We start from the raw sequence: 14,627 nt of genomic DNA, 5'->3' as shown, positions 1-14,627 counted from the left end.
ACTACTCCCCCTTCTTGTCAGCGTCAGCAGTACTCGTATCAGATGGCGCAGGTGCAACCTCAGCAGTAGACCGCTGAGCCGGAGGTGCAGGAGGAGCTGGCGGAGCCGGAGGTGCCAGCGGCGCGGCTTCCTGAGTTTCCGACACACGCGGCGGAGCGAATCGGGAATCATCACGCTCATTGGAGGAAGCCGCGGCATCATCAGCCGTATCTTTCAGCGGATCGAAAGCCTGCGTTTGTTCCATTGCGGCAGCCTGCTCATCGAGCGGCAGCCCCTTGCCCCAAGTCAACGTATCTTCAATCGGCGCAAACGTTTCACCATAACGGCCCGTGCGGCCGGAATGCACCGAGTTTGCCAAACGGGCGATGCCTTCGGACGGCCCCTCCCCCATGTCAATGGCAGCGCGCGTGGGGACAGTAATGTGATTCGCCTTATCGGAGCGCGCCTCAACCTCGGCATCCGGGAAGAACAACGCGGAATCATAGGAGCCATGAGCCTCATCACGCACAATCTTGCCGTTATGCAACTCCACCACACGTTTGCGCATCGAGTTCACGATTTCCTCGTTATGCGTGGCCATCACCACGGTAGTACCAGTGCGGTTGATGGAATCCAGCACCTCCATAATGCCGAGCGATGTGGTCGGGTCAAGGTTGCCGGTAGGCTCGTCGGCCAGCAAAATCTGAGGATGATTCACATACGCGCGGGCGATGGCCACACGCTGCTGCTCACCACCGGAAAGCTCATGCGGATAATTCTTTTCCTTGCCGGTCAAGCCCACAGTATCGAGCACTTTAGGAACCAGCGACTTGATGGTCGAACGGCGAGTGCCAATCACCTCAAGCGCGAACGCCACGTTCTCCCAGACCGTCTTATTGTTCAGCAGTTTGTAGTCCTGGAACACAAAGCCCAAAGAACGGCGATACTGCGGCACCTGACGGTTCGTAATGCGTCGCAAATCATTACCGGCCACGCGAATCTCACCGCTGGTGGCCTCCTCTTCGCGCAGCAGAAGACTCAATAATGTGGTTTTACCTGAACCAGAAGCACCCACCAGGAACACGAAATCGCCGCGCTCAATATCAAGACTGATATTGTCCAGCGCCGGACGCGTACCCTTAGGGTAGATCTTGGACACTTTGTCCAGTGAGATCAATGCCATATCCGTTTTCCTTTGTGTTTCCCTTATATTGCCAGTGCTGTAAGCGGTATTGCAGGCTCCCCGATAAGGGAGCCATAACCAATACTCGCTGCAGTTTTTAGCAGATCTGGACAGGTTTTCGGAGAGTACCGATTACTTTTCTTACTCTTCGGATTCAGCCTGACGGCGCTCCTCGTGACGCCAGCGGATGCCAGCCTCGATAAAGCCGTTGATGTCGCCATCGAACACGGCCTGGGTCTGGCTGGTTTCGTAACCGGTGCGCAGATCCTTGACCATCTGGTACGGGTGCAACACGTAGGAACGCATTTGATCACCCCAGCTGGCCTTGATATCGCCGGCGAGCTCCTTCTTCTTCTTGGCTTCCTCCTCATGGCGCAGCACCAACAGTCGAGACTGGAGCACAGCCATAGCGGAGGCACGGTTCTGAATCTGGGAACGCTCATCCTGCATGGTCACCACAATGCCGGTGGGCAAGTGGGTGATGCGCACAGCGGAGTAGGTGGTGTTCACACCCTGACCGCCAGGACCGGAGGAGCAGTAGGTATCCACGCGAATATCCGTATCCGGAATATCGATGTGATCGGTGGCCTCAACCAGCGGCACCACTTCCACAGCGGCGAAGCTGGTCTGGCGGCGGCCCTGATTGTCGAATGGGGAGATGCGCACCAGACGATGCGTGCCGCCTTCCACGGAAAGGCGACCGTATGCGTACGGAGCGTCCACCTGGAAGGTAGCAGACTTGATGCCGGCTTCTTCAGCGTAGGAAGTATCCATCACCTTGGCCTTAAAGCCATTACGCTCGCAATAGCGCAGGTACATGCGCAGCAGCATCTGTGCGAAGTCCGCAGCATCCACACCACCGGCACCGGAACGAATGGTGACCACGGCGGAACGCTCATCGTATTCACCGTCGAGCAGAGTTTGGATTTCCATCTGATCGAGGTCCTGCTGGATTGCGCCGATTTCGTTCTGCGCGTCCTCCAACGAATCCTGATCGCCTTCCTCACGGCCAAGCTCCACGAGCGTTTCCACATCGTCAATACGCTGGGATGCGGAGTTCAGGCGCTTGAGCTGAGATTCGGTAGCGGAAAGCTTGCTGGTCACCTTCTGCGCGTTTTCGGGATCATCCCACAAGCCCGGGGCTGCTGCCTGAGCCTCGAGTTCCTTGATCTCGGCCTTGAGTCGGTCCACGTCCAACGCCTTGGCGATGGAATCATACTTAGCGCGGGCCTCGCCGATTGCCTGGGTAAAGTCAAATTCTGCCATCGTGTTTTACCTTACTGTTGATTCTTGAAAGTTCCTTGATGCCACGTCCTTGTTGACAGCCTGTGCACATTCCGTCGCCAAACATTACTTGTTGATGATGTCTGGTGCTATTGCCGCGGCAGTAAATGCTTATGATTTCGATTGTCCAGCATCGGCCAGTGATGCTTGTTGTGTTCCGCTGACCGCGCAATTCGAATCATTAGGCATCAGACGTGAAAGCCGCAAGCACGAATGCGCACAGGCAGCGTCAAAGTCCAGCGTAAATTGCCGGGATAACCAGGGAGCCAAGCATGGCCACAGCTATGACAACGCACACCACGCGCACCATAGTGCGGCGGCGGTTCTCACGCTGCTGACGGCTGTCCTGATACTCACTCACGAGGTCAGAAGTATAAACGGATCCTCAGACCTGTCGAGGAATCCAACATCACCCTATCAACGCATAATTGTGCAGCTTTGCATACAGAGCATTCATGGTCTCAATCGCACACCACTCTGTGCCGATGCCCATTCACCCTTGGCTGTAGGTTTTTGAACACTGGCTGTAGGTTTTTCAACGTTGACTGTAGGAAATTGAACGAAAAACGTTCAAAAGCCTACAGTCAGTGTTCAAAAACCTACAGTCATGGCAATCATGGTGACGCTGAGATAGGGTAATCGGTTTACAGTGCGAAGCCGAGTTCTTCGGCGGCCTCGGTGGGCACCGGGTCGTTGCACCAGTAGTCCTCGAGGTTCTCATAGGTGGTCAACGAGCGAATCTCCGCACGATCAATGTAGAGTTCGCCGCTCAAATGATCGGTTTCATGCTGGAAAATACGTGCCGGCCAGCCGTGCAGACGCTCCTTGTGACGGTTTCCGTCCTCGTCATCCCATTCAGCATCGATATCAAGCCAACGCTTGCGCACGGCCTGATAGCCGTCGAAACTCAGGCAGCCCTCGTAGAAGGATGCGGTCTTGTCGCTGGCGGGCGTGTACTTGGGGTTGATGATCACATGGAAGGGGAATTCCGCGATTTCACGCGGATCGTCCTCATCGTCACGCACATGGTCTTCGACCACAGCGAGCGCCAGGCCAAGACCAATCTGGGTAGCGGCGAGACCCACGCCCGGAGCTTCGAGCATCGTGGTGTGCATCGTGTCGATGAGCTTGACCAGCGTGCGCTTGGAGAGCTGGCCATTGTAGGCCATAGTCTGTTGGCGCAGTACCGGTTCGCCAGACTGCACAATGGGCAGAATCTTCTCCTTGCCGCCGGTTTTGATGAGCTGCTCAACGATACGGTTGAGTTCGAGATCGACTTTGGTGTTCTTTCCAAACATACGGGTTCCTTTTGCGGGATTTCCTTTGCGGAAGGGACTACTTCAGTGCAAGCTCTTCAGCCACGATCTTGGCCAGACGCGTGCACACTTCGTCGGCATAAGCCTGGGTGGCGGCCTCGGCCATCACGCGCACGAGAGGCTCGGTGCCGGAGGGGCGCAGCAGCACACGGCCGGAATCGCCGAGCAGCTCTTCTTCGTGAGCCACGGCCTCCTGAATGCGCTTGTTGGTGGACGCCGCCTTCTTGTCCACGTTCGGCACGTTGATCAGGGTTTGCGGCAGCTGCGGGAAGTCGGCGGCAAGTTCCTTCAAGCTCTTGCCAGACTTGACGACTTCGTTGCACAGGGTCAGCGCGGTCAGGGTGCCGTCGCCGGTGGTGGCGAATTCGCGGTTGATCACATGGCCGGACTGTTCGCCGCCGAGTGAGTAATCACCCTTGAGCATTTCCTCGAGCACGTAACGATCGCCCACGGAGGTCTCCACGGTCTTGATGCCCATATCTTTCAGGGCGAGCTTCAGGCCGAGGTTGCTCATCACAGTGACCACGAGCGTATCGTGCTTGAGCTTGCCTTCGCGCTTCTTGGCGCGGGCCAGGATGCCCATGATCTGATCGCCGTTGACCATATTGCCGTCTTCGTCCACGGCAAGGCAGCGGTCGGCGTCGCCATCGAAGGCCACACCCATTACGGCATCGGTGGCCTTGACCATCGCCTGCAACTGTTCGGGGTGGGTGGAGCCGGCGTTCTTGTTGATGTTGTAGCCGTCCGGGGATGCGTTGATCACAATCACATCGGCGCCAGCGCGGCGCAGAGCCTCAGGAGCCACCACGGAAGTGGCGCCGTTGGCGCAATCGGCCACAATCTTCAAGCCCTTCAGCGGCTTCGGCTGGGTTTGATCGTCGTTAAGCGGAGCGATGGTGGAGACCAGATGGTCGATGTACAGGTTGGTAGCCGTGGTCTGATCGTGGCTCACGCGGCCCACGCCGGCACCGGTCGGACGCTCCCAATCCTGGCCAAGCACAGCCTCGATTTCGTCTTCCTTCTGATCAGGCAGCTTGAAACCGCCACGAGCGAAGAACTTGATGCCATTGTCCGGCATCGGATTGTGGGATGCGGAAATCACGGCGCCCATCTCCACATTGAGCACGCTGGTCAGATAAGCCACGCCCGGAGTGGGGATAATGCCAGCGTCAATCACGTCAAAACCACCGGCAGACATGCCTGCAGCAAGCGCAGAAGCCAAAAAATCGCCGGAAACTCGGGTATCGCGCCCTACGAGCGCACGGCGACGACCCTCAGGCTGGTCATCCTTTGTGCCGGCATCGCCCAGCACGCGCACAGCCGCATCTCCCAAATCAAGTGCCAAGCGCGCGGTCAGATCCTTGTTGGCTAGTCCTCGAACACCATCAGTTCCAAACATTTTCGGCATACTATTGCATCCTTCACTTGAGCGGTCTGATACCGTCTCGTTCTATAACGAGCACTATGGTAATCGGCTCAGCGCACGATGTCATACCGATTGACACATTGCTGCTCAATTCGGTTGCATTTGCTTGCGATAATCACGCTTCAGTAAGTCTTGAGCGCCAAATCGATGGTGAGTATAATACCGGCGACCACGGCGGCGGCACGCATAATATTCGCGGGTATCTTGCGGGTGATGGGAGGAGCGATGTAGCCGCCGATGAAGCAGCCGACGCACAGCATGATGGCAGCTGGCCAATCGACTGCGCCGCGCACAATGAACACCACGGATGCGGTAATGTTCGCACCGGTACCAATCAGGGTTTTCAGTGCATTAATTTTGTGGAATGGTCCGATTTTAGCGGCATCAAGTACGGCGAGCGCGCAAGTGCCAGCGCCAGCACCAAAGTAGCCGGAATAGATGGCCACGGCCCACACGCCGACCCAGACCCACCAGGAGTCTTTGTTCATCGGCTGCACCGGCTGGTCGATGGAAAGTTTGGACGCACGCTCCTCGGCCTTGTGCTGTTCAGCAACCGATTCCGTTGACGTGGCTTGCTCGGCGGCATTGATGTGGTTCAGCTGGGCCGCGGCATCAGCGGCCGCCTGCTTCGCTTGCATGCGCCCACGAGGATTGACGGCAATAATCAGCGAGCTGAACAAAATCAGTGCGGGAGCCGCAAATTCAAAGACTTTCGGATCAAGTTCCAGCAGCAAATATGCGCCGATCACACCACCGATAGCACCGATGGCCACATACGTGATAACGCGCAAAGTCTGGCCTTTAAGCTCGCGACGTGCACCCATCACGCCGCCAATGCCAGTGCCTACCACACCGACCGTATTCGATGCATTAGCAAGCACCGGTGGAATGCCGAACGCAAGCAGCGCCGGGTAAGAAACCAGCGAGGATGCACCCACTGCGTATCCCACGAATCCAGCTCCAATGCCGGCCAGCAGAATCAGCAGTAGTGAGAGTATGGAAAAACCCGCAATCATCCTCGTATCCTTCGCTTGTTCGGGCCGGCACATTGCCAGCCTTGAGCGAGGATACGCTGTTGAGGATTGCTTGCGGGTTTTCTTTTGGTATGTGGACTGCTGCTCTGGGGCAGCTCCCCTCAGTCGCCTTGACGACGGCTCCCCTCAGAGAGGGGAGTTAGGCGAAAACACAATCACAGGGCTGCGTTGTAGTCGCGAACCTTAAGGGTGCGGTGCGAGGAGGCCACGTTCTCGACGATCAAACGCTTCAGAGCGTTGTCGGCAGCGAAGTGCTCCTCAAGCCATGCGTCACCGAGCTTGGTGAGGGTGGCCGGGTCGGCGTAGCCGGGGTAGAGACCGTTGAGCAGCGCTTCGGCCATGTGGTAGGTCTTGTTGGCCCAAATCCAGTCCACGGTCTCGAAGTACTTGGCTGCGAACGGCTCGGCCAGCTCCGTGTTCGGAGTGGCGGAGAAGCCTCGAGCCACGGCTTCCAGCTGGGAGTTGGTCAGCTCAGTGTTGTTGAGCGCCTGATCCCAAGCCCATTCCTTGGCTTCAGTGGTCGGTCGTGCGGAGCGGGCACCGAGTGCGAACTCACGGTTGACAATCGAATCCTTCTTGGCCAGCTGAGCCTCAACCTCGTCATCGCTCAATGCATTAACGGAGGTGAGGGACTGGATGATGGTCCAGGTGAAGTTGTTGTCAATCTCCAGACCAGGCAGGCTCACCGTGCCGTCGAGCAGGCCGTGAGCGTTGGCAGCGAATGCTTCATCGCCTTCCTCACCGTAACCGAGGTATGCGGTGATGAGCTGGAACTGGTTGTCGGAACCGGCTTCGGCGGCGTTGGCCAGCTTCCACAGTTCGGCGGCTACGTGGCGCAGCACTTCCTCACGGCGAGCAGGTGCCACGTAGTGGTGGGCGGTGGTGCTCATGCAGGCCAGCGCGTAACGGAAGGTGGTGGATTCGGTTTCGGTGGCCAGAAGGCGCAGGGTCATGTCTACGAAGCGCTCGGCCGGGAATTCGCCATCACGAGTCATATCCCAGAAGGCCAGCCAAGTCACGGCGCGAGCCAGTGCATCGTCGAAACGGTGCAGGTTGGCTTCGGCGAACGCCTGGGACTCGGCATCGAAACGAATCTTCGTGTAGGTCAGATCGTCATCGTTGATGAGGATCAGAGCCGGACGCTGCTTACCTGCGGCAGCCTCCACAATGGTGGTCTCGCCATCCACGTCAAGTTCGATCTGCTCGGTACGCATGATCTTGCCGGTGGTTTCATCTTCGTTGTAGAAGCCGATGGCCAGACGGTGCGGACGCAGCACCGGATGCTCTTCGGAAGCGGTCTGGGTGAGCTTGAGCTCGGCAATGGTACCATCAGCGGCTTCGTCTACCGAGGCGGCGATGGTGTTGATGCCGGATTTCTCGAGCCACTTGGCGCTCCATGCCTTCAGGTCACGGCCGGAGGTCTTCTCCAGCTCGCCCAGCAGGTCGGCCAGGGTGGCGTTGGAGTAGGCGTGACGGTTGAGGTAGCTGTTGATGCCCTTGAAGAACTGTTCGCGGCCCACGTAGAAGGCCAGCTGCTTCAGCACGGAAGCGCCCTTGGCGTAGGTGATGCCGTCGAAGTTGACGTAGGTATCGTTCAAATCATTGATCGGGGCCACAATCGGGTGCGTGGTCGGTAGCTGATCCTGACGCAGGGCCCAGCTCTTCTCGCCGGAGCAGAAGGTGGCCCAGGCGTCATGCCATTCGGTGGCTTCAGCGGTGGCCAGTGTGGAGGTGAATTCAGCGAAGGACTCGTTGAGCCACAGATCATTCCACCACTTCATGGTCACGTAGTCGCCGAACCACATGTGAGCCAGCTCGTGCAGCACGGTTACCACGCGGCGTTCGGCCAGAGCATCAGTCACCTTGGATTCGAACACGTAGGAGTCGCGGATGGTGACCATGCCGATGTTCTCCATAGCGCCGGCGTTGTATTCCGGCACGTAGATCTGGTCGTACTTGGCGTACGGGTACGGCACACCCCAGGTCTTGGCGTAGAAGGCGAAGCCCTTCTTGGTGATGTCGAACAGATAATCCACGTCCTTGGCGAATGCCTCGGCAAGGGACTGGCGGCAGTACTGAGCCATCGGCACAATGCGGCCGTCTTCGTTGTGGTATTCGGTATGCCATTCGGCGTACGGGCCAGCGCAGATGGCAGTCAGGTAGGAGCTCATGACCGGGGTCGGCTCGAAAATCCACAGGCGGCTGGACTCGTTCGGCTTTTCTTCCAGAGTACCGTCAAGGGTTTCGCGCACATCATCTTCGACGCTGGCGGCAGGCATGTTGGAGGTGACAATCCAGCTCTTCGGAGCAAGCACCTTGAAGTCAAAAGTGGCCTTCAGATCAGGCTGGTCGAACACGGCGTAGACACGGCGGGCGTCCGGAACCTCGAACTGAGAATAGAGGTACACGTTGCCATCGGAAGGATCGACCGAGCGGTGCAAGCCTTCACCGGTGTTGGAGTAACGGCACAACGCGGTGACGGTGACCTCGTTCTTGGCCTTCAGGTGGGTCAGCTCAATGCGGCTGTCCTTGTATGCCACGGCCGGATCCAACGGCTCACCATTGAGTTCGATGGCGGTCACTTCGTCGGCGATCAGGTCAAGGAAAGTGGAGGATCCTTCCTCGGCATTGAAGCAAATCAGAGCTTTGGAACCAAAGTTCTTCGGGCCCACGGTCAGGTCAAGATCCACATGATAGTGAATCGGTGCTTCGACTACGGCCTTGCGTTCTTCGGCCTCAACACGGGTCAGGTTCGATCCGGGCATAGTGTTCCTTTCATACAAAAACCTCCCGGTTGGCGGGAGGTGGCGCAGTGCGCCGGAATGGCATAACGACTTTTTAAGTAAAGGTTATATACGACTGTAGCGGGTCAGGGGTATTACTCCACCTGACCCGCTACTTTCAGCGTCGCTCAGTGCTGATCCGCGATTTCAACATCCTGAGCGATATCGGCAACAACCGGCACGATCATCGGCTTGCGATGCAGCTGGCGAGCAACCCAGCTGCCCAGCGTGCGACGCATGATCTGCTGCAACTTGTAGGTGTCGCGGGTGCCCTGCATCAGGGCATCATTCAGCTGTTCGACGATCTGGTGGCGCACCTTGTCGAATTCGCTTTCGTCTTCGGCCACGGCATTCAGGTAAATCTTCGGGCCGGTAACCACTTCACGATTATCGGTATCCACTACCACGAATGCGGAAACAAAGCCTTCAGTGCCGAGGATGCGGCGCTTCTCAAGCTCATCATCGGTCAGCTCGCCAACGGAATCGCCATCGACGTACACGTAACCGCATGGCACAGAGCCAACCACCGCGGCCTTGCCGTGGTAGAGGTCCACCACGTCGCCGTCTTCCGCAAGCACCACGTTCTGCGGGTCGACGCCGGTCTTGACGGCAATCAGGCCGTTGGCCACCAGATGACGGTTCTCACCGTGGATAGGCATGGCGCACTTCGGCTTAACGATGTTGTACATGTATAGCAGCTCGCCCTCATTGCAGTGGCCGGAAACATGCACGGCGGCGTTATCGCGGTTCACTACCTTGGCACCAAGCTGCACCAGCTTGTTGATCACCTTGTACACGCCATGCTCGTTGCCTGGAATCAGGGAGCTGGCGAGAATCACCGTATCAAACTCGTTGATGTGAATATCGCGGTGGTTGCCGTCTGCGATGCGGCCAAGCGCGGCCATCGGCTCGCCCTGGGAACCGGTGCACATGTAGACGAGCTTGTCATCCTGAATATCATTGGCCTGCTTCAGGTCCACAACCGTGCCTTCAGGAATATGCAGGTAGCCAAGATCGGCGGCAATGGACATGTTGCGCACCATCGAACGACCGACAAACACAACCTTGCGGCCGTACTTGTGGGCGGCATCCACCACCTGCTGCACACGGTGCACATGGGAGGAGAAGCTGGCCACGATAATCTTGCGGGTAGCCTGAGCGAATGCCTGATCCAGTGCCGGGCCAATGGAGGTTTCCGGCTTCACGAAGCCCGGAACCTCAGCGTTGGTGGAATCCATCATCAGCAGGTCCACACCCTTTTCGCCGATCTTGCCGAATTCCACAAGATCGGTGATGCGATGGTCGAGCGGCAGCTGGTCGAGCTTGATATCGCCGGTGTCGATCAGGGAACCAGCCGGAGTCTTGACATATACGGCCAAAGCATCCGGAATGGAGTGGGTCACGTTGATGAATTCAAGGTCGAATGGACCCACCTTGAGCTTTTCACGACCGGAGACCTCCACCTTGGTGGGGTTCTGATGATGTTCCTTGCACTTGGCATCAACAAAGGCAAGGGTCAGCTTGGAGCCGATCAGCGGAATATCCGGGCGCAACTTCAGCAGATACGGCACACCGCCGATATGATCCTCATGACCGTGGGTCAGTACCAAAGCATCGACCCTGTCCAGACGATCCTTGATGTAGCTGAAATCGGGCAGAATCAAATCAACGCCCGGCTGCTCTTCTTCGGGGAAAAGCACGCCACAATCGATGAGCAGAAGGTGACCATTGTATTCGATCACGTTCATGTTGCGGCCGATTTCACCCAGACCACCAAGCGGCGTGATGCGCATGGAACCCTTGCGGTACTTCGGAGGCGCAATCAGCACGGCATCCTGCTGAGGTGCGGTAGGTGCCTGATTAATCTTGCGGGACTGGTTGTTGCGGCTACCGGCGCCCTTGGCTCCCTTGCGAGAAGAGGAGCCGCGGCGCCGAGAGTTATTGTTCTTTGTTGTCTTCTTTTGTTCTTGTGCCATATCTTCTTGGATTATTTCTGTTATTTGTGCTTCTGCTCTGTCATGCAGAAGCGGCGGGCTGGCAACCCGTGTACAGCAGCTGCTTACAGCAGTCCAGCGGCGCGCATGCCCTCTTCTGCCTTATCAAGCTGAGCGGCATCCGGACCGATATTGGGCAGGCGCATAGTGGTGGAAGGAATATATCCCTTGACCTTGAGCGCAGCCTTGGCCATGACGGCCTGGTAGCCGTCACCGTTCAGAGCATGGACAAGAGGGGCAAGCTGATTGGCAAGACGACGGGCAGTGGTGATATCGCCACGATCGAATGCCTGAACAAGCTGCTGCATGGGGTTGGATGCAACGTGGGCAATCACGGAAATGATGCCAACTGCACCGATGGAGAGGAACGGCAGGAAGAGACCATCATCGCCGGAATACCAGGCGAGACCAGTGCGCTGCTGCTTCTCCACTGCGGCTGCAAGATCGCCGGTGGCGTCCTTGACGGCCTTGACGTGTTCGAGTTCGGCCAGACGGTCGTAGGTTTCCACCTTGACCTTCAGACCGGTACGGCCGGGGACATCATATACGATGATCGGCTTTTCGGCGGATTCATCGACGGCCTTGTAGTGGCCGACGATTCCGTCCTGCGAGGGGCGGGAATAGTAGGGCATAACGACGAGCACCGCGTCGGCACCGGCTTCCTGAGTCTGCTCAACCATGCGCACGGTATGAGCGGTGTCGTTGGAACCAGCTCCGGAAATCACCGGAACATCCACTGCTTCCTTGACGGCCTTAACCAGTTCGACCTTTTCTTCCATGTGGGTCACAGGCGATTCACCGGTAGTGCCATTAACCACCAGACCGTCTGCGCCATCGGCGACGAGATGCTTGGCGAGCTTGACCGCCGCGTCAAAATCAACGCTGCCATCTGCCTTCATAGGGGTAACCATTGCCGGCAGAATTCGGCCGAAAGGCGCAGGGTCAAGAAGATGCATGTCATGCTCGCTCATAATGTTCACCGTACTTCCCATTGTGGACGCTTCTGTAATGTAGAGAAACGTACGTTTGTGTGTGATGGATGTAATTGGTATGTGTGATTGATAATTGATATGTGATTTGTCTGGATCCCTTAAGATCACAGGCGTGCATCACAGGTCAAGGAATTGATCAAGGCCCACGGTCAGACCCGCCGGAGCGTCGCCGGTCAACTTGCGTACGGCCAGCAGAACGCCTGGCATGAAGCTGGTTCGATCGAAGCTATCGGCGCGAATGGTCAACTGCTCTCCAGCATTGCCGAACAGCACTTCCTCGTGGGCATTCAGGCCACGTAGACGTACGGCATGTACGTGGATGCCGTCAATTACCTGGCCGCGGGAGCCACCATCGGTTTCGGTGGCGTCCGGCACAGGAGCCATGCCGGCTGCCTTGCGAGCTTCGGCAATGCCGCGTGCGGTGTGGATGGCGGTGCCGGAAGGAGCGTCCACCTTGGTCGGGTGGTGCAACTCGATGACTTCGGCAGATTCGAAGTACTTGGCGGCCTTGGTGGCGAAGTAGTCGGCCAGCACTGCGGAAATGGCAAAGTTCGGCGCGATGAACACCTTCTGCGTTTCCGGCTTCGGCCCTTGGGCGATGGCGGCTTTGACCTGAGCGAGCTTCTCATCGGTCCAACCGGTGGTACCCACCACCACGTCCACGCCTTGTCCAATCAGCGTCAGTACATTATTGAGGCTCACGCTTGGCACCGTGAATTCCACCACCACATCAGTGTTGGCGGGAGTGATCTGGGTCAAATCATCGCCGGCGTCCAATGCGAGCGCGAGTTCGGTATCTTCGGCGTTGTTAACGGCTTCGACCACATGAGAGCCCATACGTCCTTTGGCACCGACCACGGAAACCTTAATCATGATTGTCCTGCTTCCACTGCGCGTTGACATGCTGGCCGCCCAGCGTACCGAGCGCCATCTCGTCATCCATTTCCATACTTTTCCTAGGCGTTGCGGTGCTCATGCAATCATGTATTTCATGCGCATGGGCATCATCATGTACGCCGTTGAATCGGCAAACAGATTATCACTCTGCCGTATGCAGTCCAATGAAATGTCCATGAACTACGAGTCATGGCAGATGTGTGTTGCCTCAGGCACGGCGTTTGGCGAGCCACCATCCACACAAGGCGATGGGCACTGCTGCCAGAGTGAAGAGGAACGGCAGCATCATACCGATATGAGGACCTGCTGAATCCAAAGCGATTCCGGCTACCGAGGAACCGATTGACGTGCCCACAGTACCTGCTGTGGTGACCCAGCTGAGGCCTTCCGTCAACGATTCGGCCGGCACAAGATCCTTGACGATCAAGTTACCAGTGGCGAACAGTGGCGAAACCGTCAAACCGGTCAGAATCTCCACGATTCCCAACAGGATGAGATTATCCATCGTCAGGCGGAAGAACACATACCCTATCGTGAGCAGCGCAAGGAACATCACCATATGCGCCCAGTGCGAACCTTTGAGCTGGCGGGAGCCGAACACTAATGCGCCTACGCATGAGCCAACGGCGAACATGGCCAGCTGAACGCCCAGGAAGGGCTCCAGCTCCATAGCTTTCATTGTTGCGGTGATTGACACGTCGAACGACGTGAAGCTCATGTTAAAGACGATGAACACCGCCAATAATGGCAGTACACCGGCGTACAACAGCACGCTCTTAGGCTTGGGCGCATGGGTTTTCAACTGTCGCAGCGTCAACTGGTCGGCGGCATTCGCAGCTCCCGATGCAGCTGCTGCGCTTGCCGTCTTTGCTGACGAGCCGATGCCGTCACACTGTTCCGCTGTGCGAACCGGTACATCGATTTCTTGCACAATAATGTTCGGCTGAGTGGATTTCAGAGAGAAGAATATCGTTCCACCAATGCCACAAGCCAATGTAGGTACGAAAAGTTGCGAAACCGGATGCACTGAGGTGGCGAGCCAGGCCGCCAGGATCGGCCCAAGAATGAATACGATCTCATCAATGGCTGCTTCCATAGCGTAGGCGGTATTGAGCAGCTGATCACCATCTTCCACCGTGCGTAATGCATATGCCCAACGCGTTCTGACTAATGCACCGAACGAAAACTGCGTGAGTCCCATGATGATGGCGAGCACAAATAACACCGCTATCGGCACGCGGATCAGAGCCGCAAAGGCGAACGACAACATAGCGATTATCTGCACGGCGAGTGCAATGCGGCCGACTCGAGCTTGCCCGAAACGGTCGAATGCCCTGGCATAAAACGGCGTAACGCAGGACATGGCAAGCACATAGACGGCGCTCATGGTGCCGGCTATGGTCCAATTGTCATACAGATGGTTTAATGCCAAGACAATGCCGAGACTCATCATGGAGATCGGCAAACGAGCCACCGCACCGGAAATGCAGAAAGCTTTAGCCCCTGATAATGCGAACAGCCTCCGATATGGGGAGGGGTGGGCAGCATACGACTTGGTACCAACACGAGTCGTAGACACAATGTACTCCTTACTGGTAATTCGTCCGGCATGTGCGCCCGCCCACACATGCCTTCCGAGGGTAGCGGCCCCTGAGCAACGTCACGCGGTGCGTTTCTCCCGCGGACAGGCACCTTGATGTTCAACGGTCGAAACACACTATGTTCGACGTGTCTTCATG

The 14,627-nt window shown here is 57.2% G+C and carries 11 protein-coding genes; all 11 read right to left on the bottom strand.

What is annotated here, in order from left to right; translation table 11 throughout:
- Nucleotide 1 precedes the first annotated feature (1 nt).
- Nucleotides 2–1,162: a cell division ATP-binding protein FtsE gene (gene ftsE, locus BISA_RS00305; protein WP_051917230.1), complete on the bottom strand. Its 1,161-nt coding sequence runs from the start codon at nt 1,160–1,162 to the stop codon at nt 2–4.
- Nucleotides 1,163–1,303: 141 nt separating this feature from the next.
- Nucleotides 1,304–2,428, bottom strand: coding sequence for a peptide chain release factor 2 (gene prfB / locus BISA_RS00300; RefSeq protein WP_033889528.1), 1,125 nt, complete (start codon nt 2,426–2,428; stop codon nt 1,304–1,306).
- Between the two features lie 247 nt (nt 2,429–2,675).
- Nucleotides 2,676–2,807: a hypothetical protein gene (locus BISA_RS13460; protein ID WP_272945240.1), complete on the bottom strand. Its 132-nt coding sequence runs from the start codon at nt 2,805–2,807 to the stop codon at nt 2,676–2,678.
- A gap of 283 nt (nt 2,808–3,090) precedes the next feature.
- A complete protein-coding gene (locus BISA_RS00295; protein WP_033889527.1) occupies nt 3,091–3,744 on the bottom strand; it encodes a peptide deformylase in 654 nt (217 codons plus the stop codon).
- Nucleotides 3,745–3,781: 37 nt separating this feature from the next.
- Nucleotides 3,782–5,170, bottom strand: coding sequence for a phosphoglucosamine mutase (gene glmM, locus BISA_RS00290; protein WP_033889526.1), 1,389 nt, complete (start codon nt 5,168–5,170; stop codon nt 3,782–3,784).
- 140 nt (nt 5,171–5,310) lie between these two features.
- The gene (locus BISA_RS00285) at nt 5,311–6,204 is read right to left on the bottom strand and encodes a sulfite exporter TauE/SafE family protein (RefSeq protein WP_033889525.1); all 894 of its coding nucleotides are present in this window, start codon (nt 6,202–6,204) and stop codon (nt 5,311–5,313) included.
- A gap of 173 nt (nt 6,205–6,377) precedes the next feature.
- A complete protein-coding gene (gene pepN, locus BISA_RS00280) occupies nt 6,378–8,987 on the bottom strand; it encodes an aminopeptidase N (protein WP_033889524.1) in 2,610 nt (869 codons plus the stop codon).
- 146 nt (nt 8,988–9,133) lie between these two features.
- Complete coding sequence (locus BISA_RS00275; RefSeq protein ID WP_033889522.1) at nt 9,134–10,981, bottom strand: ribonuclease J; 1,848 nt, start codon at nt 10,979–10,981, stop codon at nt 9,134–9,136.
- 83 nt (nt 10,982–11,064) lie between these two features.
- Entirely contained in the window at nt 11,065–11,970 is a 906-nt protein-coding gene (gene dapA / locus BISA_RS00270; protein ID WP_033889750.1) for a 4-hydroxy-tetrahydrodipicolinate synthase, read from the bottom strand.
- A gap of 138 nt (nt 11,971–12,108) precedes the next feature.
- Nucleotides 12,109–12,864 carry a 4-hydroxy-tetrahydrodipicolinate reductase gene (dapB, locus tag BISA_RS00265; protein WP_033889521.1) on the bottom strand — a complete coding sequence of 252 codons (756 nt, stop codon included), beginning with the start codon at nt 12,862–12,864 and terminating at the stop codon, nt 12,109–12,111.
- Nucleotides 12,865–13,096: 232 nt separating this feature from the next.
- Entirely contained in the window at nt 13,097–14,467 is a 1,371-nt protein-coding gene (locus BISA_RS00260; RefSeq protein WP_033889519.1) for an MFS transporter, read from the bottom strand.
- Nucleotides 14,468–14,627 lie beyond the last annotated feature (160 nt).

It is taken from the genome of Bifidobacterium saguini DSM 23967 (assembly GCF_000741715.1).
GTDB lineage: Bacteria > Actinomycetota > Actinomycetes > Actinomycetales > Bifidobacteriaceae > Bifidobacterium > Bifidobacterium saguini.
Note: the sequence above shows the minus strand (reverse complement) of the source record. Positions and strands in the feature narration are given on the sequence as shown.